We start from the raw sequence: 23,078 nt of genomic DNA on the forward strand, positions 1-23,078 counted from the left end.
AGCGCGTCGTTGACGAGGCAAAACATCTCATCGGGGTATGCGTTCGAAGACGCTTATGGCTACTCCCGCGCCGTGCGCGTCGGAAACCAGGTCTTTGTCTCCGGCACGACGGCTCGCCCGCCGCACCTCGACGGCGACGCCTACCTGCAAGCCAGGGCGATACTCGCATTGATCGCCGACGCATTGGCCGAGGCTGGCGCCGATATGCGGCATGTCGTCCGTACCGTGGTGTACGTGATCGATATGGCGGACACCGAGCATGTGGCGCGCGCCCACTCTGAAGCCTTCGATGCGGTGCGCCCGGCCAGCACGCTCGTCCAGGTCAGCGCCCTGACGCCGACATCGGCCCGCGTCGAGATTGAAGTGGTGGCAATCATCTCGGCCTGACGGGCCTCGCGCCGCTTGGGCGCTGCGATCCGTCGCGGAGCGCTGCTGGTAGCTTCTCGGAATTGCCTTCGATCATGGCGCCGACACACGCCGTTGCACGCACCTGTGATCAGTGGAACTCCGGATGCAGGTAACGGCGGAAGGATCTCTTCGTACAGCTTTCAGCGAACGTATTTTCTTCGCACGCTGATGGACGCGCATTCCGGGGAGAGATCGTCACATGATGGAATTCAACGTTGCCGAGAATGGTGGAGGTTCGTATCGTCCGCTCGCCATTCTCCGCTGGGTCATGGTGGTCATATTCGTGTCCTTCGGAATGCAGAAATTCACACTGCAATCCGCGCAGGGCATCGCGCAGTTCATCACCAACAGTCCGTTCATCTCCTGGCTGTCGATCTTCGGCCTGAGGGGAGAGGCCTATGTTCTCGGTGTTGCCGAATTCGCGATTGCGGCGCTGCTGGCGGCAGGTAGCTTCAGCCCGGTCTTGTCCGCCGTCGGCTCATTCATGGGCGTGGTGACCTTCGCGATCACATGGTCGTTCTTCTTCACGACGCCGGGCGTCGTCACATGGAGCCTGTCATCCGATCCCATGGCGTGGAATCTGACCGGCGAGTTCCTGTTCAAGGACATCGTCTTGCTGTGCGTCTGCGCCGTTCTGTTTCTGGCCTCATTGCCGCGATCGGCCATTCGGCTGCGCACCGGCTGAGCGTTGGGGCGTCGCTCACCGCCGGATCCGGTAGATCACGACGTCCTCGCCGTGATGCGTCGTGCTCTTCTCCAGAATGTAATTGGAGTTCTCCAGCACGCGGCGCGACGCACCATGTTCGACGAAGACCAGGCCGATGAGCGACGGCAGCGCGAGTTGCGACAGCCCGATATGCGTCAGCGCCGCGGCGGTCTCGCTCGCAAATCCTTGGCCCCAGAGGTCGCGTTTGAACGTATAGGCAATCTCGATCTCGTCGATACCATCAACGAGGATGTGCCTGATCCCCGCCCGTCCGGCGAATGCTCCGTCTCTCGTTCGCAGCACCCAGAGCCCGAAACCGTGCCGGTCCCAATGGGCCATGTTGACGGCGAGATAAGTCTTCGTCGCCTCCGCCGAACGGACACCGCCGAGATAGCGGGACACGTCGGGATCGAGATGGAGTGTGACGAGGTCGGCGAGATCATCGTCGCGCAGTTTCTCGGCGGTCAGTCTGTTGGTGCGGAAGTGATCCAATGAGGTTAGCGGCGTTCGAAGTGAGCATCGATTGTTGCGCCGACGATGCCGTCCTGCCGACGTCTTACTCAACCTCCCGATCGCCGGTGTGACGCGCGGGGTTTGATCTGCATCAAATACGCGGATGACGATCGCGCCACAACCCGACTTCGAGGCTCACAGGTTGACAGGTGCGATGATCCCGACTTGGTACGTCAGCTTTGAAATTCGACAACGTGGCGTTTTGCCGAGGCAGCGCAGTCCGCGCGAGACGCGGACGTTCGCGACCGAGGACGAAGCCAAGTTGTTCGCGCGCGCAAAGCTCGATGAAGGCCTTTCTGTTTTTGCAGGTACGATCAATCCTCACGTTCCGAGGCGGCTCATTCCGGCGCCAGATATCCATGCGTGGCTCAACGATGACGGCGGCTCTCTACCGTCAGAAGCGTCGGGCATCGATTAAGCACGCTACGGTGCATAGAGATGGCGCTTGGGTGTTGCCATTTTGATACGGGCTTCAGGACTCCTGCCCGCGTAAAGTTCCTCACATTCGCGAACCTTATGCACCTGGTCAGCATGGGTGCTCATTTCTGGACGAGACAGCGAATTTGAACGAAAGAGCAAAAAAGGGGACGAGACCATGAGGAAGTTTTCGACTGCTGCGATCGGCTTCGTGGCACTGAGTATGGCGGCTCCGGCCATGGCGGCCGACATGGCCGTCAAGGCGCCGCCGCCGGCACCAGTGGTGGCGGTCTACAACTGGAGCGGATTCTACATCGGGGCCAACGGTGGCTGGGGGCAAAGCCATGGTTGCGTCGACTTCGTAACGCCCGCTGGGACGGTAGCAGGTGGCTGCGCCGATCGCTCCGGTGGTCTTGCGGGTGGACAGATCGGGTACCGCTGGCAAACCAATCAGTTTGTGCTTGGTCTGGAAGCTCAGGGCGATTGGGCCGAGATCAAGAACACGCGCGTCAGCCTGATCGATCCGTTGATCTCGACCACAGGCAAGACCGACGCCATTGGGCTGTTCACAGCCCAGCTCGGTTGGGCATGGAACGCTTCGCTGTTCTACGTGAAGGGCGGCGCTGCCGTGACCCGCAATCGATTCGATATATTCAACAACGTCACCGGCGTCGGACTGGCTTCGGCAGGTCACACGCGCTGGGGCGGCGCCCTGGGTGTCGGCTGGGAATATGGTTTTGCGCCGAACTGGTCGGCCGGTATCGAGTACGACCATCTCTGGATGGGACGCGACAATTTCGGCTTCGCAGGCGTGGTCACGCCCGGCGGGTTGGCGCTCACCGGCAGCGGGATCAGCCAGGATGTGGACATGGTTACGCTTCGGTTGAACTACCGCTTCGGTGGTTTCGGTGCTCCGGTCGCTGCTCGCTATTGAGTGTGTGTGTCTGCCCGGTGAACTCAGGCCCCGGCATCGACCGGGGCCTTTTCATGGGAAGCCGAAGAAAACGATGGAGGTCCGGCATCAATTCCTGCGATGTCGCAAGGCCAGGCGCGAGTGAATTGTGCGGACTTGTCGAGGATGCGGGCCGCGATCAATCGTTGGCGGACGCTTCCCGATGATGCCATCATGCCGGTGTCTTGCCCGACGGGTCAAGCGAATTCGGATAATTCGTAATCCATTGATTTCACGACCCCGTCTACTGTGCATGGGGTTGTTTTCGCAGTTTTTAGTTTCGAGAGGGGACTCTATCCCGCCCCCAACGCCACCGCGACGTTGTACGTCACGAGGCTCGCGGCATAGGCCAGCACCAGCATGTAGCTGAAGGTCACCGCCATCCATCGCCAGCTTCCGGTCTCGCGCCGGATCACGGCCAGCGTCGAGGCGCATTGCGGGGCGAAGATGTACCAGGCCAGCATCGACAGCGCGGTGGCGAGCGACCATTTCGTCGCCAGCACCTGGCCGATCTGCTCGGCCGCTTCCTTGCCGCCTTCGATCGCATAGACCGTGCCGAGCGCTGCGACCGCGACCTCGCGCGCCGCCATGCCCGGGATCAGGGCGACCGCGATCTGCCAGTTGAAGCCGACGGGGGCGAGCAGCGGCTCGAGCGCCTTGCCGATGATGGCGGCGAGGCTGAAGTCGATGCCGGGCTCGGTCGCGCCCGCCGGCGGCTGCGGGAACGAGGCCAGGAACCAGATCAGCACCATCATCGAGAAGATCGTGGTGCCAGCGCGGTGGAGGAACATCTTGGCCCGCGTGTAGACGCCGATCGCGATCGATTTCAGCCGCGGCATCTTGTAGTCCGGCAGCTCCAGCATGAACGGGGCCGGCGCGTAGTCGCGCAGCATGAAGAACTTGATCAGGAACGAGACGGCAAGCGCGCTGATGATGCCGGCGGCGTAAAGGCCGAACATCACGAGGCCCTGGAGGTTGATGAAGCCCCAGACGTCCTTCGCCGGAATGAAGGCCGAGATGATCAGCGTGTAGACCGGGATGCGCGCCGAGCAGGTCATCAGCGGCGCGATCAGGATCGTCGTCAGCCGGTCGCGCTTGTTGTCGATCACGCGCGTCGCCATGATGCCGGGAATGGCGCAGGCAAAGCTCGACAGCAGCGGGATGAAGGCGCGGCCGTGCAGGCCGGCGCCGCCCATGATGCGGTCCATCAGGAACGCGGCGCGCGCCATGTAGCCGAAATCTTCCAGCAGCAGGATGAACAGGAAGATGATGATGATCTGCGGCAGGAACACGATCACGCTGCCGACGCCCGAGATCACGCCGTTCTGGAGGAAGCTCTGGAGCAGGCCGGCGGGCAGGGTGGTGTGCACGAACTCGCCGAGCGCGTCGAAGCCGGAATTGAGCAGCTCCATCAGCGGCTGCGCCCAGGCGAACACCGCCTGGAACATCACGAACAGGATCAGCGCCAGCACGATGAGGCCGCCGACGGGATGCAGCACCACCGCGTCGATCCGCGCGGTCCAGGTGTCAGGCCGGCTCGGCAAGCTGACGCAGTCGGCGATGATGCGGTCGGCCTCGCGCTGGGTGGAGCGCAATTCGCCGACGCTGAGCGCGCGCCAGGTGTTCTCCGCAGGCTCGGTGGCGAGCGTGGCCGAGATCTCGTCGGTCAGCGTCAACAGATCGGCCGTGCCGCCCTTGCGCACCGCGATCGAGGTGACCACGGGCACGCCGAGCTCCTTGGCGAGCCGCTCGACGTCGACCGTGATGCCGCGGCGCGCGGCGATGTCGAACATGTTGAGCACGAGGATCATCGGCCGGCCGGTGCGCTTGAGCTCCAGCAGCAGGCGGATGGTCAAGCGCAGATTGGTGGAATCGGCCACGCACAGCACGAGGTCGGGCACGGTCTCGCCGGAGGCCTTGCCGAGCACGAAGTCGCGGGTGATCTCCTCGTCCGGGCTGCGGCCGCGCAGCGAATAGGTGCCGGGCAGGTCGACCACCGAGACCTGGCGTCCCTGGGGCGTGACGAAGAAGCCTTCCTTGCGCTCGACGGTGACGCCCGGATAGTTCGCGACCTTCTGCCGGCTGCCGGTCAGGGCATTGAACAGCGAGGTCTTGCCGCTGTTTGGCGTGCCGACCAGGGCGAGATGCAGGAGGGGTGCTTCCATGATTTTCAACGATCTGGGATCAAAGGCCTGAGGTCAGGGGGCGGCCGCCTCAGGCGACGATGATGGCCATGGCTTCGCGCCGACGGACCGCGATCGTGATGCTGTCGACCCGCACGGCGATGGGATCGCGCCCGACCAGCCCCTCATGCAGGACCTCGACCCGGGCCCCCTCGACGAAGCCGAGTTCGATTAGCCGGCTCTCGAGCTCGATGTCCGAGAGCGCCGAACCGGTGTCCCTGGCGGACAGGTGCTGGATGACGCCGGTGTAGCCGCGCAGGGCCAGACCCAGCGGCATGTGAGGGCGCGTATCATTGGTGTCGGTCATGCCCTGTATTTTCAACGCAGGGCATTGAGGTCAAGCACGCTTGCTCGCCGGAAGCTGCACCTTAGAGTGATTTTAAAGTGCGAACGCCCGGACGCGCCGAAAAGACGCCTTGCCGGCTATTGGGCCGGGACCTTGTCCGGCTGGACGGCCATGGCGCGGCTCTTGAAGTAGTCCAGCACGAACAGGCGGATCGCCGAGGACAGATTGCCCTGCTGGCGGTTGCCGTCGATCTCGCCGACGAGCTCGGACAGCGTCATGTTGCGCAGGCCCGAAATCTCCTTCATGCCGTTCCAGAACGCCTCTTCCAGGCTGACGCTGGTCTTGTGACCGGCGACGACGATCGATCGTTTCACGACGGGCGACTTCATGGCTGCTCCTCGCGATCGATCTGATGCTTGTCCAGGTGCTCCTTCGCCCTGTCCGCGCGCGTCTCCTCCGCCGACCGCTCCGCCTTCGTGCGGCCGAACTTCGCTCGATTGGCGTCCGCCTGCTTCGCCGAGGCTTCCCGCTCGGCGCGCTTCCGGAAACGATTCAGGTTGATGACGTTCCCCATGCCGCGTCTCCATCATCCGATCCTCTTCAGGCAGGATGAAACATTCAGAAACAGGGGGCCGCGTCGCGCCCCACAAGACTTGATTGTCATTTGCTCGTCCTCGTCAATCGGCCCCTTGGGCCATCAAACGATGAATTTCGCCCCGCCAAGGGCAGAATAGCTGCGTAGCACGCCGTCTTTCCGGAACATTGACGGTAATCAAATCCTGTCCTTTAAGCCTTACAATTATGAGCTTTTTGGCTCCGTATCATTACGGATGACTATCGGAATTAGGAATTACCCCGGTTTCGTCATCTTCTCCGGCTGCACCAAACGGTCGAACTCGTCCGCTGTGACGAAGCCGAGCCGCAGCGCCTCCTCCTTCAGCGTGGTGCCGTTGGCATGCGCCGTCTTGGCCACCTTGGCGGCGTTGTCGTAGCCGATCTTCGGCGCGAGCGCGGTCACCAGCATCAGCGAGCGCTGCATCAGCTCACTTATGCGCTTTTCGTCGGCGCGGATGCCGCTGACGCAATGTTCGGTGAAGGAGCGCGCGGCATCGGCCATCAGCCGGATCGAGTGCAGCATGTTGTAGGCTAGCACGGGCTTGTAGACGTTGAGCTCGAAATGGCCCTGGCTGCCGGCGACCGTGATCGCGGTGTGATTGCCGAACACCTGGCAGCACACCATGGTCATCGCCTCGCACTGCGTCGGATTGACCTTGCCCGGCATGATCGACGAGCCCGGTTCGTTCTCCGGCAGGATCAGTTCGCCGAGCCCTGAGCGCGGACCCGATCCGAGCAGGCGGATGTCGTTGGCGATCTTGAACAGGCCTGTCGCGACCGAATTGATGGCGCCGTGCGCCAGCACATAGGCATCGTTCGAGGCCAGCGCCTCGAATTTGTTGGCGGCGCTGGTGAAGGGCAGTTTGGTGATTCCGGCAACGTGCTTTGCGAACAGTCTTGCAAAGCGCGGCTTCGCGTTGAGGCCGGTGCCGACGGCGGTGCCGCCCTGTGCCAGCGGATAGAGCTCCTTCACCGCGACCTTCAGTCGCGCGATCCCGCTTTCGACCTGCGCGGCATAGCCGGAGAATTCCTGGCCGAGCGTCAGCGGCGTCGCGTCCTGGGTGTGGGTGCGGCCGATCTTGACGATCTTGGCGAACTCCTTCTCCTTCTTGCGCAGCGCACGGAGCAGTTCGCCAAGGGCAGGAACGAGATCGGCGGTGATGCGGCTCGCCGCCGCGATATGCATTGCGGTGGGAAAAGAGTCGTTCGACGACTGGCTCATGTTGACGTGATCGTTCGGATGCACCGGCTTCTTGGCGCCGAGCTCGCCGCCGAGCAGCTCATTGGCGCGGTTGGCGATCACCTCGTTGAGGTTCATGTTGGTCTGCGTGCCCGAGCCGGTCTGCCACACGACGAGCGGGAAATGATCGTCGAGGCTGCCGTCGATCACCTCGCGCGCGGCGCGGATGATGGCACTGGCGCGGCGCTGGTCGAGCAGGCCGAGCTCGCGGTTGGACTGCGCCGCGGCGAGCTTGACGATGCCGAGCGCATGCACGAGCGAGATCGGCATGCGATCCGTGCCGATGCGGAAATTCTGCCGCGAACGTTCGGTCTGCGCGCCCCAATAGCGATCGGAGGGGACCTCGATGGGACCGAAGCTGTCGGTCTCGGTGCGGGTCGCGGGGCGAGCGGTCTTCGTGCGTGCAGATTTGGCCATGAGCACATCCATTCCGCCGCGCGAAATGCCGCGCGGCCTCTTCATGTGCTCCTCTATATAGGCAGTTTGGCCGGGCGCGACGGTCTCGCGCGGTAGCCTAGATCATTTCTTGCGGAAACGATCGAGCCGCACGACTTCGGCGCCGCCCTGGTTCGGCGGGGTCGGCTCTTCCGCGGTCTCCGCCTTGTCCGTGGCGGGCGTGGGCACCGACAGGGCCGAAGGGGCAGGGGCCGCGGGCAACGTCTCGGGCGCGACCTCGGCGACATCGGACGTGTCGAACTGGAGGCCGAACTTCACGGACGGATCGAGGAAGCTCTTGATGGCGCTGAACGGCACCACCAGCCGCTCCGGAATGCCGCCGAACGACAGGCCGACCTCGAAGCGGTCCTCGAGCACGGTCAGATCCCAGAACTGATGCTGCAGGATGATCGTCATCTCTTCCGGATATTGCGCCAGGAGCCGCGACGACAGCTTCACGCCCTCGGCCTTCGACACGAAGGTGATGAAGAAATGATGCTCGCCCGGCAGTCCATGGGACGCGGCGTCGGTCAGCACCTTCCGCAGCACGCCGCGCAGCGCGTCGCGGGCCAGCACATCGTATCGGATATGATCGGTCGCCATGGTGGTCCTGTTGCATTCCAGGAGTTGGGCCCTGCCGGCCCGACTCGCCAAGCCGCAATAGTACCGCGCCTGACGGGTCAGCAGGAGTCCCCGTGGGGGAGGAAATCGAAGGTAAGTGGAGGCTTCTGTTGCCAGGTGCCTCCGAACCCCGCCTAACGGAGCTTAACCCGTTAGGACTTTAAGATGGTCTTTCAAACTGCGTTACGCAGCCTGAGCAACCGGAGCAAAGTTGTCGTTGGCAACTATTGCAGTAGCCCGATAACGGCGGAACAATACCGGGAAAAAGCACGCCCTTTACGCCCTCGTCGATCCTATTTCGCCCCCGCCAAAACCCGCTTCTAGGGCCTGCCCGCTGGTGGGCTTTGGTGGAGGCGCCGGGTACCGCCCCCGGGTCCGAATGGTTTATTACGACGACCGTTTATTTCCATAGCCGGCGAACCGGCACCCCCAATATAGGGGGCAAAGGTTTAGAAAGACAGGGGTTTGGCGCGGCATGGCGCGGTTCCCTTTGGATAGGTTCCGGATAGCCTTGGCCTTGCGGCGGCCCTCGTTCTAAGCTCCTGACATGTCCCCGGATTCAGCACCGGCCGCCCAAGAGCCGGATCGTGCCGCGACCAGCGGCCCTCCGCCCAACCTGACCGCGCTGTTTGTGGCCTTCGCCCGGATGTCCCTGGCTGGTTTCGGCGGAGTTCTGGTGTTCGCCCGGCGGGCGATCGTCGAGCAGCACCGCTGGATGACGGCGGACGAGTTCAACGAAACCTTCGCGCTCTGCCATTTCCTGCCCGGGCCCAACATCGTCAATCTGTCGATGGTCTTTGGCGCGCGGCTGCGCGGGATCGCGGGCGGCGTTGCCGCCTTTGCCGGGCTGCTGCTGCCGCCGACGCTGATCATGACCGTACTTGCGATCATCTACGCCCGGTTCGGCGATGTGGAGGTGCTGCGCCGCATCCTCGCAGGCATCTCCTGCGCGGCGGTCGGCCTCCTGATCGCGGTCGTCTTTCGCATGATGACGCCGCTGTTCAAGCGGATGGACGCCGTTGCGCTCATCCTGATGCTCGCCGTGTTCCTTGCCATCGGCGTGCTTCGCCTGCCGCTCCAGACGGTGCTGCTGGTCGCGATCCCCGTGAGTGTCGGCGCCACCTTCCTCCTGCGGCGGAAGGTAGCAGCGTGAACGCCGAGAACCCGATCTGGGCGCTGATCTCCACCTTTGCGCTGATGTCGCTGTTCGCGGTCGGCGGCGCCGCGGCCGCGGTGCCCGAGATGCACCGTATCGCGGTCGATGTGCATCACTGGATGACCGACAAGCAGTTCACTGATGCCTATGCGATCGCGCAGCTCTCGCCAGGTCCGAACGTGCTTATCGTGACGTTAATCGGCTATGCCGTCGCCGGCATCCCCGGCGCGCTGGCAGCGACGCTGGCCATGTGCCTGCCGACCGCGCTGGTTGCCTACTATGTCAGCCGGCTCTTGAACCGGCCGAGCCAATCGCGCTGGCCCGGCCTGATCCAGGCTGCATTGGTTCCGCTCTCGATCGGATTGATGGCGGCGAGTGCCCTGATCCTGGCCAACGCGACCGATCGCACGATTGCTGCGGTGCTTCTGACCGCGATGGTTGCGGTGCTCGCAGCGGTCTCGCGCATCAATCCACTATGGCTCCTGCTCGCCGGGGGCTTGTTGGGTTTTGCTGGCATTGTGTAATGAAAATCGCTAGGCAGTGATCCGGGCGAGGGATCCATTTCCAGCCGATTAGAACAACACTGCGCGTGACTTACGGGTCGCGGAGGAGACATGCATGGCCGATACGATGGGCCACTCAGCGACAGCCACCCGAAACACCTCGGTGGCGATCGGTTTTTGTCTGCTGGCCGTTGCGCCGCAGATATTCGAATTCATCTGGTCGATCGGGACGATCTTTGGCTGGGGCGCGGGACGCGGCCCGGCCACCGTTCTCATCAGCCATGCCACCGCGCTGGTCGCGGGCGCTCCCGCGGCACTGATCGGATCGGTCGGCGGTGAGACCAAGAAGGCGTCATCCGACGTGCTGCTGGCGCTGATCTATTCCTATCCGGTCTTAGCGGTGGCGATCGTCACGCTGTTCATGACCATCCGGTCGGCCCAGGATTATGTCGGCGGCGTCATCCTGATGGCACTCGCGCTGTTCGCGCTGTGGGCCTCGAGCGATTTGCAGGGCATGCGCGGCTTCTCCTTCGGTGCGGGCACCGCGCCGCGCATGTTCGGCGGGCTGCTGGTCGCCTTGTCCGCCGGCATTGCCTTGACCGGCCTTCTGACCGATGGGCCGGCGATGGCCCATTACTCCTGGCGCGGGCCGCTGTTCGTGATGGTCTCGATCGTGTTCTTCGCGCTCGCGATCCGGCCGCTGGGCCTCGTGGTCTCCGCCTTCGCGAGCTTCATGATCGCGGCGATGGGCTCGCATGAGACGCGCTGGCTGGAGGCTGCCATCGTCGGCGCCTGCCTGACGCTCGGCTGCGCGCTGCTCTTCCCTTACGTGCTCGGGCTACCGATGCCGATGTTTCCGCGTTTCCTGATCCAGTGAGGGCGTGATGGATATTTTTGCCAACCTCGCCCACGGCTTCGCCGTCGCGCTCTCTCCGATCAACCTCCTGATGTGCCTGATCGGCGCCCTCGTCGGCACGCTGGTCGGCGTTCTCCCGGGCATCGGCACCATCGCGACCGTGGCGATGCTGCTGCCGATCACCTTCGGACTGCCGCCGGTCGGCGCGCTGATCATGCTCGCCGGCATCTATTACGGCGCGCAGTATGGCGGCTCGACCACGTCGATCCTGGTCAACATACCCGGCGAGGCGACATCGGTCGTCACCGCCATCGACGGTCACCAGATGGCCAAGCAGGGCCGTGCCGGCCCGGCGCTGGCGATCGCCGCGATCGGCTCGTTCTTCGCCGGCTGCGTCGCGACCGTGCTCATCGCCGTGCTCGGCGCGCCGCTGACCAAGCTCGCGCTGGCGTTCGGCCCGGCCGAGTATTTCTCGCTGATGGTGCTCGGCCTGATCTTCGCGGTCGTGCTGGCCAAGGGCTCGGTGCTGAAGGCGATCGCGATGATCGTGCTCGGCCTGCTCATGTCGATGGTCGGCTCGGACATCGAGACCGGCGCCTCGCGCATGGCCTTCAACATTCCGGAGCTCGCCGACGGCCTCGGCTTTGCGACGGTGGCGATGGGCGTGTTCGGCTTTGCCGAGATCATCCGCAACCTCGACGCCGGCGCCGAGATGAACCGCGACCTCGTGCAGCAGAAGATCACCGGCCTGATGCCGACCAGGAAGGACCTGCGCGACTCCGCGCCTGCCATCCTGCGCGGCACCGTGCTCGGCTCGATCCTCGGCATCCTGCCGGGCGGCGGCGCCGTGATCGCGTCCTTTGCGGCCTATACGCTCGAGAAGAAGATCGCCAAGAACCCGTCGCGGTTCGGCCGCGGTGCGATCGAGGGCGTGGCGGCGCCGGAGAGCGCCAACAACGCGGCGGCGCAGACCTCCTTCATCCCGCTGCTCACCCTCGGCATCCCGCCGAACGCGGTGATGGCGCTGATGGTGGGCGCGATGACCATCCATGGCATCGTGCCGGGCCCGCAGGTGATGCAGAAGCAGCCGGATCTCGTCTGGGGCATGATCGCCTCGATGTGGATCGGCAACCTGATGCTGATCATCATCAACCTGCCGCTGGTCGGAATCTGGGTCCGCCTGCTGCGCGTGCCTTACCGGCTGATGTTCCCCTCGATCGTGATCTTCTGCGCGATCGGCATCTACTCGGTGAACAACGCACCGGTCGACGTCATCCTCGCCGGCGTGTTCGGTCTCGTCGGCTACTGGCTGATCAAGCACGATTTCGAGCCGGCACCGCTGCTGCTCGGCATGGTGCTCGGACCGCTGATGGAAGAGAACCTGCGCCGCGCACTGCTGATCTCGCGCGGCGACTGGAGCGTGTTCCTGACGCGTCCGTTGTCGGCGGTGCTGCTGGCGATCGCGGCGAGCCTATTGATCCTCACGGTGCTGCCCGCGCTGCGCGCCAAGCGCGACGAGGTGTTCACCGAATCCGAGAACTGATCGCGCCTGCGTCGTCGCGGCGCCCTGCGTCCGCGCGCCGCATTCGGAAGTCGAATCGACTTGTGTGATGTCTTCGTGAAATGAAAATGCCGGCCCTTGTGGCCGGCATTTTTGTTTGTGTCCCAAGGAGTCGACAAGGGGATCGGCATGACCTTTATTCGCGCGCTCGCGGGCGCATGTGCCGCGGCGGCCGCATCGCTGTGCGCGTTTGTCGCACCGTCTCAGGCGCAGACCTATCCGACGCGCGGCATCACCATGATCGTGCCGTTCGCGGCCGGCGGCCCGACCGACGTGATCTCGCGCATCGTTACCGCGCACATGGCGCAGACGCTGGGGCAGAGCATCGTCATCGAGAACGTGGTCGGCGCCGGCGGCACCACCGCGACCGCGCGGGCCGCGCGCGCGGCCAATGACGGCTATACGCTGATCACGGGGCATATGGGCACGCATGCCGCATCCGTGCCGCTCTACCCGAAGCTCGCCTATCATCCGGAGAAAGACTTCGAGCCGATCGCGCTGCTGGCGGGCACGCCGATCCTGATCCTGGCGCGCAAGGATTTTCCGCCGAAGGACCTGAAGGAGTTCGTCGCCTACGTGAAGGGCAATGCCGAGAAGGTGAACGCGGCGCATGCCGGCGTCGGCTCGGTCTCGCACGTGTCCTGCGAGCTCTTGCACTCCATCCTCGACATCAAGCCGGTCGGCGTGCCCTTCAACGGCACCGGCCCCGCGATGAACGCGCTGGTGGCGGGGCAGGTCGACTACATGTGCGACCAGATCGTCAACGCCGTGCCACAGATCAACGCCGGCACCATCAAGGCCTATGCGATCGCAACGGCCGAGCGCAATCCGTCGCTGCCGAACGTGCCGACGACGACGGAAGCCGGCCTGCCTGCGTTCCAGGCCCAGGCCTGGAACGCGATGTTCGCACCGAAGGGAACTTCGCCGGCGATCGTGGCGAGCCTGAACGCCGCCGCCGTCAAGGCGCTCGACGACGAGACCGTGAAGAAGCGCCTGCTCGAGCTCGGCAGCGTCATCCCGGGCCCAAAGGACCGGACGCCGGAGGCGCTGGCGACCCTCGTGAAGAACGAGATCGCGAAGTGGACGCCGGTGCTCAAGCCGGCCAGTTAACCAGCACAATCAAGCCGATAGGCGAGGGGCGGGACGCGGGTTCCGCCCCTTGTCGTTTGCACCGGAAACGCTCACTTTTTCCGGGTATAATCGGTGCAGGCAGCGAATCGCCGCTGTCGCAGCGCGGAGGTGGCCGCTAAGTTCGCGGCCTCCCCAAAGGCACACGACACATGCACCAGTATCAGGACCTGCTCGAGCGGATTCTCTCAGACGGCGCCGAGAAGACCGATCGGACCGGCACCGGCACGCTCTCGGTGTTCGGCCATCAGATGCGCTTCAATCTGTCGGCCGGCTTCCCGATGCTGACCACCAAGCGGCTGCCGCTGAAGGCGATCGTGCACGAGCTGTTGTGGTTCCTGAAGGGCGACACCAACATCAAATATCTGCGCGACAACGGCGTCACCATCTGGGACGAGTGGGCGGACGCCAATGGCGATCTCGGCCCGGTCTATGGTCATCAGTGGCGTTCCTGGCCCGCGCCGGACGGACGCAGCATCGACCAGATCGCCAACGTCGTCGACATGATCAAGCGCAATCCGGACTCGCGCCGCCTGATCGTCTCGGCCTGGAATCCGGCCGAGGTCGACAAGATGGCGTTGCCGCCGTGCCATTGCCTGTTCCAGTTCTATGTCGCCAACGGCAAGCTGTCGTGCCAGCTCTATCAGCGCTCGGCCGACGTGTTCCTCGGCGTGCCCTTCAACATCGCCTCCTATGCGCTGCTCACCATGATGGTGGCGCAGGTCACGGGCCTGAAGCCCGGCGACTTCGTGCATTCGTTCGGCGACACACATCTCTATTCCAACCATCTGGAGCAGGCGAAGCTCCAGCTCACGCGCGCACCGCGTGCGTTGCCGGTGATGCGGATCAATCCCGACGTGAAGGACATCTTCTCCTTCCGCTTCGAGGATTTCGAGCTCGTCGGCTACGATCCGCACCCACACATCAAGGCGGAAGTCGCGGTCTGACGCAGATGTCGCTCAACATCCGCCGCGTGCGTCCTGGCGAAGCCGGGCTGGTTCTTGCCTTCATCCGTGAGCTCGCCGAATACGAAAAGCTCTCGCACGAGGTCGAGGCGACCGAGGCTGACATCGCGGACGCGCTGTTCGGCGAGCGACCGCGGCTCTATTGTGCGATCGCCGAGTGGAACGGCGAGGCGGTCGGCTTTGCGGTCTGGTTCGCCAATTTCTCCACCTTCAGCGGCCGTCACGGCATCTATCTCGAAGATCTGTATGTGCGGCCGTCGCATCGGGGCAAAGGCCTCGGCAAGGCGCTGCTGGTCTATCTCGCAAAGGAATGCGTCGAGAACGGCTGGTCGCGTCTGCAATGGGCGGTGCTCGACTGGAACGCGCCGTCGATCGCGTTCTACAAGTCGCTCGGTGCCGTCATGATGGACGACTGGACGCTGTGCCGCGTCACCGGTCCTGCGCTGACGCGGCTTGCGGGGAGCTCTGTCTGATGGAGATCGTCTTCGTCGTGGCGGTCGCGGAGAATGGCGTCATCGGCGCAGGTAACGCGATTCCATGGCGGCAGAAATCCGACATGGCGCGCTTCAAGGCGCTCACGATCGGCAAGCCCGTGATCATGGGCCGCAAGACCTTCGAATCCCTGCCCCGGCCGCTTCCGGGCCGCACCAACATCGTGATCACGCGCGATCCGGCTTATCGCGCCGCCGGTGCCGTCGTCACGACATCAGGCGTGGATGCGGAGGCGATTGCGCGCGGCGATGCCCTGCGGCGTTCGGTCACCGAGATCGCGGTGATCGGCGGCGCCGAGATCTATCGGCAATGGTTCGGTCGTGCCGATCGGCTCGAAATCACCGAAGTGCATGCGCGCCCCGATGGCGACACGCATTTCGGCATCGACAAGGCAGAATGGGAGGAGACGGCGCGCATCCGTCATCCTGCCGGACCGAACGACAGCGCCGATTACTCCTATGTGACATATCGTCGGCGGCCGCGCCATTAACCGCATTCGCCAATGTTAACATTGACTTTTCTGCCCCCGGGCTTAGCTGCAAAGACAGCCCGGGCTGCGTTGTAAGGGACCTGCCTGTCCCCTATAAAGCCGGACCGGACAAAGCGGGCAGGGGCAATTCCACCCTGCCGAGGAGAGCGTCGAATGCCGTGGAAGAATCAGGGCGGTGGCCCATGGGGCTCGGGTCCAAAGGGACCATGGGGCTCAGGCCCGCAACCGGTCGGGCCGAGGCCTCCGGATCTGGAAGACCTTCTGCGGCGCGGCCAAGACCGCCTTCAGCAGATCATGCCGGGTGGCTATTTCTCCGGCGTCGGCATCACGCTGATCATCCTGATCATCATCGCGTTCTGGCTGCTGTCGGGCTTCTTCCGCGTGCAGTCCGAGGAGCGCGGCGTCGTGCTGCGCTTCGGCAAGCATGTCCGCACCGTGGATCCGGGCCTGAACTATCATCTGCCCTATCCGATCGAGACAGTGCTGCTGCCCAAGGCGCTGCGCGTCAACACCATCTCCATCGGCATGACGCTGATCGACGATCCGGCACGGCGCGGCCGCTCCATTCGCGACGTGCCCGAAGAGAGCCTGATGCTCACCGGTGACGAGAACATCGTCGACGTCGACTTCACCGTGCTATGGCGCATCAAGCCCGACACCGGCGGCGTCGGCGACTTCCTCTTCAACATCCAGAACCCCGAAGGCACCGTGAAGGCGGTCGCCGAGAGCGCGATGCGCGAGGTGATCGGCCGCTCGCAGATCCAGCCGATCCTCACCGGCGCGCGCAACGTCACCGAACAGGGCGTGCAGGAACTGATCCAGAAGACTCTGGACAGCTACGGCGCCGGCATTCAGATCAGCCAGGTGCAGATGCAGAAGGTCGATCCGCCGGCGCAGGTGATCGACGCCTTCCGCGACGTGCAGGCGGCGCGCGCCAATCTCGAGCAGCTGCAGAACGAAGCACAGACCTACGCCAACCAGGTGGTGCCGCAGGCGCGCGGACGTGCGGCGCAGATCATGCAGGCCGCCGAAGGCTACAAGGAGCAGGCGGTTGCCGAGGCCAAGGGCCAGAGCTCGCGCTTCCTGAAGGTTTACGAGGAATACAAGAAGGCGCCCGAAGTGACGCGTGAACGGATCTATCTGGAGACGATGGAGCGCGTGCTTGGCGGCGCGGACAAGCTCGTCTATGACGGCGGCCCCTCGGGCCAGGGCGTGGTGCCCTATCTGCCGCTGGGCGAATTGACGACGAAGCGGCCGCCCGCCGCCGGTCAGCAATCGAGCGGAGGCAGCCGATGAGGTCTCCGGTCACAGGTATCGTCACCCTCCTCGGGCTCCTGCTCGTCGTGATCGTCGGCTACATGTCGCTATTCACGGTGCAGCAGACCGAGCAGACCATCGTGCTTCAGTTCGGCAAGCCCGTCGACGTCGTCACCGATCCCGGTCTGCACTTCAAGGCGCCGTGGAATTCGGTGATCAACATCGACAAGCGGATCCTCGATCTGGAGAACCCGTCGCAGGAAGCGATCGCATCCGACCAGAAGCGGCTCGTGGTCGACGCCTTCGCGCGCTACCGCATCAAGGACGCGCTGCGCTTCTATCAGAGTGTCGGCTCGATCCAGGCTGCCAACATCCAGCTCACCACGCTCCTGAACGCGGCGCTGCGCCGCGTGCTCGGCGAGGTCACCTTCATCAACGTGGTGCGCGACGACCGCGAGAAGCTGATGCTGCGTATCCGCGACCAGCTCGATCGCGAGGCCGACGGTTACGGCATCCAGGTCGTTGACGTCCGGATTCGCCGCGCCGACCTGCCGGAGCAGAACAGCCAGGCGGTCTACCAGCGCATGAAGACGGAACGCGAGCGGGAAGCCGCCGAGTTCCGGGCGCAGGGCGGCCAGAAGGCGCAGGAGATCCGCTCCAAGGCCGACCGCGAGGCGACCGTGATCGAGGCGGAAGCCAGATCGCTGGCTGAGCAGACCCGCGGCGTCGGCGATGCCGAGCGCAACCGCCTGTTTGCGGAAGCCTACGGCAAGGATGCCGACTTCTTCGCCTTCTACCGGTCGATGACGGCCTATGAGAACGGGCTGAAGTCGAACGACACCCGCTTCCTGCTGCGGCCGGACTCGGATTTCTTCCGGTTCTTTGGTAACCCGTCCGGCAAGGCGGCGACCGCGACGCCGGCAAAGCCGTAAGCTAGACAAGGGCGGCGGCAGGTCTGGCCGCCCTTCGTCCAGACAAGAACAGCACCACGGGAGGTTCCAATCCGATGAGGTCCATTGCGTTCGCCGACTTCCTCATCGGCTTAGGCATCCTGTTCGTGCTGGAAGGCTTGATGTTCGCGGCGAGTCCGAACTGGATGCGCAAGGCCATGAAGAGCGCCATCGCCACGCCGGACAACGTCCTGCGGGCGGTCGGGATCGGTTCGGCCGTGGTCGGCCTGATCCTGATCTGGGTGATGCGGCGTCCGATTTAGGCCTCGCGCCAACGCCAAAGTGAAGGCAAGGGACCGGTTTTCGCCGTATTATCCGGGTCTTGAGGCCCGTGAAGCTCCGCGCTTGCGCCGTCCCCCCGTTCGAGCGCAGTCTTGACGCCGAATCCCTTTTTCTGGAGATCACAATGACCGCTGCCATCATTGCCCCGTCCCGCTTGCGCCATCGTGCGCGACTTGGCGTGAGAATTGGGCTGGCCGCGCTCGCCGTCAGTGCTTTCGGCGCGTTCGGCACGCCAGCTCAGGCGCGCGGACCGGAGGGCATCGCCGACGTCGCCGAGAAGGTGATCGACGCGGTCGTCAACATTTCGACCTCGCAGACCGTCGAAGCCAAGGGCGGCGGCAGCAACACCATGCCGCAACTGCCGCCCGGCTCGCCCTTCGAGGAGTTCTTCGACGACTTCTTCAAGAACCGCAGGGGTCCCGGCGGCCCCGGTGGCGGCAAGGGCGGCGACAACGGCCCGCCCCGCAAGACCAACTCGCTCGGCTCCGGCTTCATCATCGACACATCAGGCGTCGTCGTCACCAACAACCACGTCATTGCGGACGCCGACGAGATCAACGTCATCCTCAACGATGGCACCAAGATCAAGGCCGAGCTGGTCGGCGTCGACAAGAAGACCGACCTGGCCGTGTTGAAGTTCAAGCCGACGAAGCCGCTGGTCGCGGTGAAGTTCGGCGATTCCGACAAGCTGCGTCTCGGCGACTGGGTGGTCGCGATCGGCAACCCGTTCAGCTTGGGCGGCACGGTGACGGCCGGCATCGTCTCCGCCAAGAACCGCGACATCTCCTCGGGTCCCTATGACAGCTACATCCAGACCGACGCCGCCATCAACCGCGGCAATTCCGGCGGTCCGCTGTTCAATCTCGATGGCGACGTTATCGGCGTCAACACGCTGATCATCTCGCCATCCGGCGGCTCGATCGGCATCGGCTTCGCCGTGCCGTCGAAGACGGTCATGGGCGTCGTCGACCAGCTCCGCCAGTTCGGCGAATTGCGCCGCGGCTGGCTGGGGGTGCGCATCCAGAGCGTCACCGATGAGATTGCCGAGAGCCTCAACATCAAGCCGCCGCGCGGCGCGCTGGTTGCCGGCGTCGACGACAAGGGCCCGGCCAAGCCGGCCGGCATCGAGCCCGGCGACGTCGTCGTCAAGTTCGACGGCAAGGACGTCAAGGACCCGAAGGATCTCTCCCGCGTCGTCGCCGACACAGCGGTCGGCAAGGAGGTCGACGTCATCATCATCCGCAAAGGCCAGGAGGAGACCAAGAAGGTCACGCTCGGCCGCCTCCAGGATCCCGACAAAGTGCAGGCCGCGGTGAAGACCGACGAGCCCGCGCCCGAGAAGCCGGTGACGCAGAAGGCGCTCGGCCTCGATCTCGCCGTGCTGAACAAGGACCTGCGCACGCGCTACAAGATCAAGGACAGCGTCAAGGGCGTGGTCGTCACCAATGTCGACGCCAATTCCGACGCCGCCGAGAAGCGCCTGTCCGCCGGCGACGTCATCGTCGAGGTGGCACAGGAGGTCGTCTCCAGCGGCGCCGACATCCAGAAGCGGGTCGACCAGCTCAAGAAGGACGGCAAGAAGTCGGTGCTGCTGCTGGTCTCCAACGCCGACGGCGAGCTGCGGTTCGTGGCGCTGAGCGTGCAGTAAGGGGCGATACGCCCCGCACTCAACTGTCATGCCCCCGCGAAGGCGGGGCATCCAGTACGCCGCGGCCTCTCGGTTCTAGCCGCACTGTCTCTGGAATACTGGATCGCCCGCCTGCTGTTTAGCCCGGAGACATGACTGACGGGTGTTCGGGGACATGGTTGACACGTCAAAATCGGCTCGATTCGTCAAACAAGGGGGCGAGCGATGCCGTGGCGCGAGGTGTCTGTCATGGATCAACGGCGAGAGTTTGTGATGCTTGCCAAGCAGGAGGGAGTGAACCGGCGGAAGCTGTGCCGGCAGTTCGGCATCAGCGCCCAGACCGGCTACAAGTGGATCCAGCGGTACGAAGCGGGCGATGCGACGTTGGCAGACCGGTCGCGACGACCTCATCACAGTCCGGAGCGTACAGCTGCTGCGACCGAGCAGCAGATTGTCGAGCTGCGAGATGCGCACCCGGCCTGGGGTGCGCGCAAGCTCGCGCATCGCCTGAAGCGCAATCGGCAAGCCACTCCCGCGATATCGACCGTGCACGAAATTTTACGCCGTTACGATCGTGTGAAGGAGCCCGCGGGCACGCCTGGACAGCCCTATACTCGCTTTGAGAAGGATGCGCCCAACCAGCTTTGGCAAATGGACTTCAAGGGGCACAGTGCGCTGGAGAACGGCGTGTCTTGTCATCCACTGACGACGCTAGACGATCACTCGCGCTTTTCCTTATGCCTGGCAGCCTGTGACAACGAACGAGGCTCGACGGTACGAGGACATCTTGAGGCGACGTTCCATCGCTACGGACTGCCGGATGCGATGTTCGTCGACAATGGCGGCCCCTGGGGCTTCACCCTTGAAGACCCCTGGACCACGCTGACGGTGTGGCTTCTCAAGCTCGGCGTCCGCACGATCCACAGCCGGCCCTATCATCCCCAGAGCCGAGGCAAGAACGAACGGTTCCATCGCAGCCTGAAGGCCGAGGTTCTCGCCTTCAAGCGCTACCGGGACCTTGCCGATGTCCAGCGGGCATTCGACCAATGGCGAGCCGTCTACAATCTAGATCGGCCGCACGAGGCATTGGGCTTCGATGTGCCCGCAAGCCGTTATCGACCAAGCCAGCGCCTCATGCCGGATCGCCTTCCAACGGTGGAGTACGACGAGGGCGAGATCGTCCGTTCCGTCTCCACCACGAAGGCCTATGTCAGCTTCAAGGGACGGCTCTGGAAAGTCCCGCAAGCCTTCCGTGGTGAGAAACTCGCCATTCGTCAGCTCAGTGCTGAGGGAAAGTTTGGAATATTCTTTGCCGCTCACCAGATCGAAACGATCGATCTACGTAACCCCAAAAGTGTCAACCATCTCCCCGAACAGGTGTAAGCTATGTGCCCGGGCTGAACACTGCGCGGGCGATGACAGCGGGGAGGAGGCTACCCCTCGACAAACTCCTCGCGCCGATACCCCTGCGCATAGAGCAGCGCGGTGAGATCGCCGTGGTCGATCTTTGCAGCAGCCGCAGCGGCCACCGCCGGCTTGGCATGATAGGCCACGCCCAGTCCCGCCGCCTGGATCATCGCCAGATCGTTGGCGCCGTCGCCGACCACGACCGAGTCGACGTCGTCGAGATCGAACGACTCCATCAAATCCACCAGCGTCGCGAGCTTGGCCGCGCGGCCCAGGATCGGCTCCTTGACCTCGCCGGTGAACTTGCCGTCGCGCACGATCAGCTCGTTGGCGCGGTTCTCCTGGAAACCGATCCTGGCGGCGACCGCGCTCGTGAACAGGGTGAAGCCGCCGGAGACGAGGCAGGTATAGGCGCCGTGCGCCCGCATGGTCGCGACCAGTGTGCGGCCGCCCGGGGTCAGCGTGATGCGCTTTTCCAGCACCTCGTCGACGACACTGGCGGGAAGGTCCTTCAAAAGCGCTACGCGCTCGCGCAGCGCCGGCTCGAACTCGATTTCGCCGCGCATCGCGCGTTCGGTGATGGCGGCGACATGGGCCTTCATCCCGACGAGATCGGCGAGCTCGTCGATGCATTCCTGGCCGATCATGGTGGAATCCATGTCGGCCAGAAAAAGCTTCTTGCGCCGGACGCCGGCTGGCTGCACGACGATGTCGATCGGCAGGTCGCCGCGAAGCTCGCGCAACCGCTGTTCGATGGCGTGACGGTCGCCTTCGAGGTTACTGTCGGCGCCGAAGGGAATGTCGACCGCAACCCCGTCGAACAGCCAGTGCGCAGGCGTCGCTTGAGGCAGCACGGCGCGGGCGCCGTCGACGATGGTAGAGTCGAGCGCGGGACTATCGGGATTGCAGATCAGCGTGGCGACCAGGGACATTTGAGGTTTTCGTGAGCGAGGGGCAAGTCGGCAGAAGGCCTATTGGCAAGGCCGTGCTTATCGCAGGCCCGACCGCCAGCGGCAAGTCGGCGCTGGCGCTCGAGCTGGCGCTCGCCGCCGGTGGCGTCGTCATCAATGCCGATTCCATGCAGGTCTACCGCGACCTGCGCATCATCACGGCGCGCCCCACACGGGCAGACGAGGCGCTCGTGCCGCATTACCTCTACGGCCATGTCGATGCCGCCGTGAATTTCTCGGCCGGTGCCTGGGTGAGCGATGCAGCCAAGGCGCTCGAAGGGGCGCGAGCCGAAGGCCGCCTGCCGATCTTCATCGGCGGCACCGGACTTTATTTCAAGGCGCTGACCGCGGGCCTCTCTGTGGTGCCGCCGATCCCTGCCGAGGTGCGCGAAGACGTGCGCGCGCGGCTGGAGCGGAACGGCGTCGAGGCGCTGCATGCGGAACTCGCGGCCCGCGATCCGCGTGCGGCCGGGCGATTGAACCTGCGTGACCGCACGCGGATCGCGCGCGCGCTCGAAGTGATCGAGGCGACCGGGCGCTCGCTGCTGGACTGGCATCAGGAGGGCCAGCCGCCGCTGTTGCCCAGGGACAGTTTTCACGCGGTATTTCTCGCCCCCGGGCGCGACGAGCTCTATGCCCGCATCGATGCCCGCTTCGACGCCATGCTCGGCGCCGGCGCCTTGAGGGAGGTCGAGCGCCTCGCCGCCCGGCAGCTCGATCCGCTGCTGCCGGCGATGAAGGCCCATGGCGTGCCGGCCCTGATCCGGCATTTGCGCGGTGAACTCAGCCTGGACGAGGCGGCCACGATCGGCCGCGCCGACACCCGCCATTACGCCAAACGGCAATTCACCTGGTTCCGGCACCAATTGCCGGAGTTCGAATGGGTGAAGCCGGAGGAGGCGAGGGGCTGGCTCGCGGCGATCGTGAATGCGGCGCAGGACGAGGGTTGAGGCCTCCTATGCGCTGTCATTCCGGGGCTCGCAAAGCGAGAACCCGGAATCTCGGGATTCCGGGTCTGGTCCTGCGGACCATCCCGGAATGACGGCGTAGGCGACGTGCTTTTGCGCCGGGTTCCCCG

26 protein-coding genes and 1 other RNA gene are annotated in these 23,078 nt (G+C 64.4%); 18 read left to right on the plus strand and 9 right to left on the minus strand.

Annotation, left to right across the window (positions count from 1 at the left end):
- Positions 1–9: 9 nt before the first annotated feature.
- Both AB5K84_RS13305 and AB5K84_RS13310 read left to right on the plus strand, forming a co-directional pair.
- Positions 10–387 (plus strand): RidA family protein, encoded by a 378-nt coding sequence (locus AB5K84_RS13305; RefSeq protein WP_028176183.1) that lies wholly within the window; start codon positions 10–12, stop codon positions 385–387.
- Between the two features lie 220 nt (positions 388–607).
- Positions 608–1,093: a YkgB family protein gene (locus AB5K84_RS13310; RefSeq protein ID WP_011089267.1), complete on the plus strand. Its 486-nt coding sequence runs from the start codon at positions 608–610 to the stop codon at positions 1,091–1,093.
- A 15-nt stretch (positions 1,094–1,108) separates the two neighbouring features.
- On the opposite strand, the gene AB5K84_RS13315 is transcribed toward AB5K84_RS13310, so the two are convergent.
- Positions 1,109–1,606: a GNAT family N-acetyltransferase gene (locus AB5K84_RS13315; protein ID WP_060908566.1), complete on the minus strand. Its 498-nt coding sequence runs from the start codon at positions 1,604–1,606 to the stop codon at positions 1,109–1,111.
- Between the two features lie 175 nt (positions 1,607–1,781).
- On the opposite strand from AB5K84_RS13315, the gene AB5K84_RS13320 reads away from it, so the two are divergent.
- Positions 1,782–2,045 carry a hypothetical protein gene (locus AB5K84_RS13320; RefSeq protein WP_038966475.1) on the plus strand — a complete coding sequence of 88 codons (264 nt, stop codon included), beginning with the start codon at positions 1,782–1,784 and terminating at the stop codon, positions 2,043–2,045.
- 177 nt (positions 2,046–2,222) lie between these two features.
- Positions 2,223–2,978, plus strand: coding sequence for an outer membrane protein (locus tag AB5K84_RS13325; RefSeq protein WP_060908565.1), 756 nt, complete (start codon positions 2,223–2,225; stop codon positions 2,976–2,978).
- Positions 2,979–3,289: 311 nt separating this feature from the next.
- Here the strand turns inward: AB5K84_RS13325 and feoB are convergent, their stop codons facing one another.
- From feoB to ssrA, 7 genes are all read right to left on the minus strand, one after another.
- Positions 3,290–5,161, minus strand: coding sequence for a ferrous iron transporter B (gene feoB, locus AB5K84_RS13330; RefSeq protein WP_441232485.1), 1,872 nt, complete (start codon positions 5,159–5,161; stop codon positions 3,290–3,292).
- Positions 5,162–5,210: 49 nt separating this feature from the next.
- Positions 5,211–5,486, minus strand: coding sequence for a FeoA family protein (locus AB5K84_RS13335; RefSeq protein WP_011089262.1), 276 nt, complete (start codon positions 5,484–5,486; stop codon positions 5,211–5,213).
- Between the two features lie 116 nt (positions 5,487–5,602).
- Positions 5,603–5,854 carry a ribbon-helix-helix domain-containing protein gene (locus tag AB5K84_RS13340; RefSeq protein WP_011089261.1) on the minus strand — a complete coding sequence of 84 codons (252 nt, stop codon included), beginning with the start codon at positions 5,852–5,854 and terminating at the stop codon, positions 5,603–5,605.
- Positions 5,851–6,039, minus strand: coding sequence for a DUF4169 family protein (locus AB5K84_RS13345; RefSeq protein ID WP_011089260.1), 189 nt, complete (start codon positions 6,037–6,039; stop codon positions 5,851–5,853). Before AB5K84_RS13345 ends, AB5K84_RS13340 begins: the two co-directional genes overlap by 4 nt.
- Before the next feature lie 276 nt (positions 6,040–6,315).
- Positions 6,316–7,749 (minus strand): class II fumarate hydratase, encoded by a 1,434-nt coding sequence (gene fumC, locus AB5K84_RS13350; RefSeq protein ID WP_182869901.1) that lies wholly within the window; start codon positions 7,747–7,749, stop codon positions 6,316–6,318.
- A gap of 90 nt (positions 7,750–7,839) precedes the next feature.
- The gene (locus AB5K84_RS13355; RefSeq protein ID WP_060908562.1) at positions 7,840–8,358 is read right to left on the minus strand and encodes an SspB family protein; all 519 of its coding nucleotides are present in this window, start codon (positions 8,356–8,358) and stop codon (positions 7,840–7,842) included.
- A gap of 114 nt (positions 8,359–8,472) precedes the next feature.
- Positions 8,473–8,840, minus strand: a transfer-messenger RNA (tmRNA) gene (ssrA, locus tag AB5K84_RS13360).
- An 83-nt stretch (positions 8,841–8,923) separates the two neighbouring features.
- On the opposite strand from ssrA, the gene AB5K84_RS13365 reads away from it, so the two are divergent.
- The 13 genes from AB5K84_RS13365 (at position 8,924) to AB5K84_RS13425 (ending at position 21,026) form a co-directional block, all read left to right on the plus strand.
- Complete coding sequence (locus tag AB5K84_RS13365) at positions 8,924–9,529, plus strand: chromate transporter (RefSeq protein ID WP_161533740.1); 606 nt, start codon at positions 8,924–8,926, stop codon at positions 9,527–9,529.
- Positions 9,526–10,056, plus strand: a complete 531-nt coding sequence (locus AB5K84_RS13370) for a chromate transporter (RefSeq protein WP_011089256.1) — start codon at positions 9,526–9,528, stop codon at positions 10,054–10,056. The genes AB5K84_RS13365 and AB5K84_RS13370 overlap by 4 nt, the downstream gene beginning before the upstream one ends.
- Positions 10,057–10,150: 94 nt before the next feature.
- Entirely contained in the window at positions 10,151–10,912 is a 762-nt protein-coding gene (locus AB5K84_RS13375) for a tripartite tricarboxylate transporter TctB family protein (protein WP_028176176.1), read from the plus strand.
- A 7-nt stretch (positions 10,913–10,919) separates the two neighbouring features.
- The gene (locus tag AB5K84_RS13380; RefSeq protein WP_027544749.1) at positions 10,920–12,434 is read left to right on the plus strand and encodes a tripartite tricarboxylate transporter permease; all 1,515 of its coding nucleotides are present in this window, start codon (positions 10,920–10,922) and stop codon (positions 12,432–12,434) included.
- Positions 12,435–12,581: 147 nt separating this feature from the next.
- Complete coding sequence (locus AB5K84_RS13385) at positions 12,582–13,562, plus strand: tripartite tricarboxylate transporter substrate binding protein BugD (RefSeq protein ID WP_441232486.1); 981 nt, start codon at positions 12,582–12,584, stop codon at positions 13,560–13,562.
- Positions 13,563–13,732: 170 nt separating this feature from the next.
- Positions 13,733–14,527 (plus strand): thymidylate synthase, encoded by a 795-nt coding sequence (locus AB5K84_RS13390; protein ID WP_011089252.1) that lies wholly within the window; start codon positions 13,733–13,735, stop codon positions 14,525–14,527.
- A gap of 5 nt (positions 14,528–14,532) precedes the next feature.
- The gene (locus AB5K84_RS13395; RefSeq protein ID WP_011089251.1) at positions 14,533–15,018 is read left to right on the plus strand and encodes a GNAT family N-acetyltransferase; all 486 of its coding nucleotides are present in this window, start codon (positions 14,533–14,535) and stop codon (positions 15,016–15,018) included.
- The gene (locus tag AB5K84_RS13400; RefSeq protein WP_304567463.1) at positions 15,018–15,527 is read left to right on the plus strand and encodes a dihydrofolate reductase; all 510 of its coding nucleotides are present in this window, start codon (positions 15,018–15,020) and stop codon (positions 15,525–15,527) included. Before AB5K84_RS13395 ends, AB5K84_RS13400 begins: the two co-directional genes overlap by 1 nt.
- Positions 15,528–15,680: 153 nt before the next feature.
- Positions 15,681–16,823 carry an FtsH protease activity modulator HflK gene (gene hflK, locus AB5K84_RS13405; RefSeq protein WP_011089249.1) on the plus strand — a complete coding sequence of 381 codons (1,143 nt, stop codon included), beginning with the start codon at positions 15,681–15,683 and terminating at the stop codon, positions 16,821–16,823.
- Positions 16,820–17,716 (plus strand): protease modulator HflC, encoded by an 897-nt coding sequence (hflC, locus tag AB5K84_RS13410; RefSeq protein WP_011089248.1) that lies wholly within the window; start codon positions 16,820–16,822, stop codon positions 17,714–17,716. The genes hflK and hflC overlap by 4 nt, the downstream gene beginning before the upstream one ends.
- Positions 17,717–17,790: 74 nt before the next feature.
- The gene (locus AB5K84_RS13415) at positions 17,791–17,997 is read left to right on the plus strand and encodes a DUF2065 domain-containing protein (RefSeq protein ID WP_011089247.1); all 207 of its coding nucleotides are present in this window, start codon (positions 17,791–17,793) and stop codon (positions 17,995–17,997) included.
- A gap of 143 nt (positions 17,998–18,140) precedes the next feature.
- The gene (locus tag AB5K84_RS13420) at positions 18,141–19,664 is read left to right on the plus strand and encodes a Do family serine endopeptidase (protein WP_011089246.1); all 1,524 of its coding nucleotides are present in this window, start codon (positions 18,141–18,143) and stop codon (positions 19,662–19,664) included.
- A gap of 204 nt (positions 19,665–19,868) precedes the next feature.
- Complete coding sequence (locus AB5K84_RS13425; protein ID WP_110116441.1) at positions 19,869–21,026, plus strand: IS481 family transposase; 1,158 nt, start codon at positions 19,869–19,871, stop codon at positions 21,024–21,026.
- Positions 21,027–21,076: 50 nt separating this feature from the next.
- Here the strand turns inward: AB5K84_RS13425 and serB are convergent, their stop codons facing one another.
- Positions 21,077–21,982 carry a phosphoserine phosphatase SerB gene (gene serB / locus AB5K84_RS13430; protein WP_011089245.1) on the minus strand — a complete coding sequence of 302 codons (906 nt, stop codon included), beginning with the start codon at positions 21,980–21,982 and terminating at the stop codon, positions 21,077–21,079.
- A gap of 11 nt (positions 21,983–21,993) precedes the next feature.
- Between serB and miaA the strand changes: the two genes are divergently transcribed.
- Positions 21,994–22,950, plus strand: a complete 957-nt coding sequence (gene miaA, locus AB5K84_RS13435) for a tRNA (adenosine(37)-N6)-dimethylallyltransferase MiaA (protein WP_441232487.1) — start codon at positions 21,994–21,996, stop codon at positions 22,948–22,950.
- The last annotated feature ends 128 nt before the right edge of the window (positions 22,951–23,078 follow it).

This window comes from Bradyrhizobium sp. 1200_D9_N1_1, assembly GCF_052075915.1.
GTDB classification, from domain to species: Bacteria; Pseudomonadota; Alphaproteobacteria; order Rhizobiales; family Xanthobacteraceae; genus Bradyrhizobium; species Bradyrhizobium diazoefficiens.

Bases quoted from the DNA above. Each gene is read 5' to 3' on its own strand.
- AB5K84_RS13420 (WP_011089246.1), top strand. From the start codon at position 18,141: ATGACCGCTGCCATCATTGCCCCGTCCCGCTTGCGCCATCGTGCGCGA.
- AB5K84_RS13380 (WP_027544749.1), top strand. From the start codon at position 10,920: ATGGATATTTTTGCCAACCTCGCCCACGGCTTCGCCGTCGCGCTCTCT.
- AB5K84_RS13340 (WP_011089261.1), bottom strand. From the start codon at position 5,854: ATGAAGTCGCCCGTCGTGAAACGATCGATCGTCGTCGCCGGTCACAAG.
- AB5K84_RS13395 (WP_011089251.1), top strand. From the start codon at position 14,533: ATGTCGCTCAACATCCGCCGCGTGCGTCCTGGCGAAGCCGGGCTGGTT.
- feoB (WP_441232485.1), bottom strand. From the start codon at position 5,161: ATGGAAGCACCCCTCCTGCATCTCGCCCTGGTCGGCACGCCAAACAGC.
- AB5K84_RS13335 (WP_011089262.1), bottom strand. From the start codon at position 5,486: ATGACCGACACCAATGATACGCGCCCTCACATGCCGCTGGGTCTGGCC.
- AB5K84_RS13415 (WP_011089247.1), top strand. From the start codon at position 17,791: ATGAGGTCCATTGCGTTCGCCGACTTCCTCATCGGCTTAGGCATCCTG.
- AB5K84_RS13385 (WP_441232486.1), top strand. From the start codon at position 12,582: ATGACCTTTATTCGCGCGCTCGCGGGCGCATGTGCCGCGGCGGCCGCA.
- AB5K84_RS13320 (WP_038966475.1), top strand. From the start codon at position 1,782: ATGATCCCGACTTGGTACGTCAGCTTTGAAATTCGACAACGTGGCGTT.
- AB5K84_RS13310 (WP_011089267.1), top strand. From the start codon at position 608: ATGATGGAATTCAACGTTGCCGAGAATGGTGGAGGTTCGTATCGTCCG.
- AB5K84_RS13400 (WP_304567463.1), top strand. From the start codon at position 15,018: ATGGAGATCGTCTTCGTCGTGGCGGTCGCGGAGAATGGCGTCATCGGC.
- AB5K84_RS13375 (WP_028176176.1), top strand. From the start codon at position 10,151: ATGGCCGATACGATGGGCCACTCAGCGACAGCCACCCGAAACACCTCG.
- AB5K84_RS13325 (WP_060908565.1), top strand. From the start codon at position 2,223: ATGAGGAAGTTTTCGACTGCTGCGATCGGCTTCGTGGCACTGAGTATG.
- hflK (WP_011089249.1), top strand. From the start codon at position 15,681: ATGCCGTGGAAGAATCAGGGCGGTGGCCCATGGGGCTCGGGTCCAAAG.
- AB5K84_RS13390 (WP_011089252.1), top strand. From the start codon at position 13,733: ATGCACCAGTATCAGGACCTGCTCGAGCGGATTCTCTCAGACGGCGCC.
- AB5K84_RS13425 (WP_110116441.1), top strand. From the start codon at position 19,869: ATGCCGTGGCGCGAGGTGTCTGTCATGGATCAACGGCGAGAGTTTGTG.
- fumC (WP_182869901.1), bottom strand. From the start codon at position 7,749: ATGGATGTGCTCATGGCCAAATCTGCACGCACGAAGACCGCTCGCCCC.
- AB5K84_RS13365 (WP_161533740.1), top strand. From the start codon at position 8,924: ATGTCCCCGGATTCAGCACCGGCCGCCCAAGAGCCGGATCGTGCCGCG.
- hflC (WP_011089248.1), top strand. From the start codon at position 16,820: ATGAGGTCTCCGGTCACAGGTATCGTCACCCTCCTCGGGCTCCTGCTC.
- serB (WP_011089245.1), bottom strand. From the start codon at position 21,982: ATGTCCCTGGTCGCCACGCTGATCTGCAATCCCGATAGTCCCGCGCTC.
- AB5K84_RS13345 (WP_011089260.1), bottom strand. From the start codon at position 6,039: ATGGGGAACGTCATCAACCTGAATCGTTTCCGGAAGCGCGCCGAGCGG.
- AB5K84_RS13355 (WP_060908562.1), bottom strand. From the start codon at position 8,358: ATGGCGACCGATCATATCCGATACGATGTGCTGGCCCGCGACGCGCTG.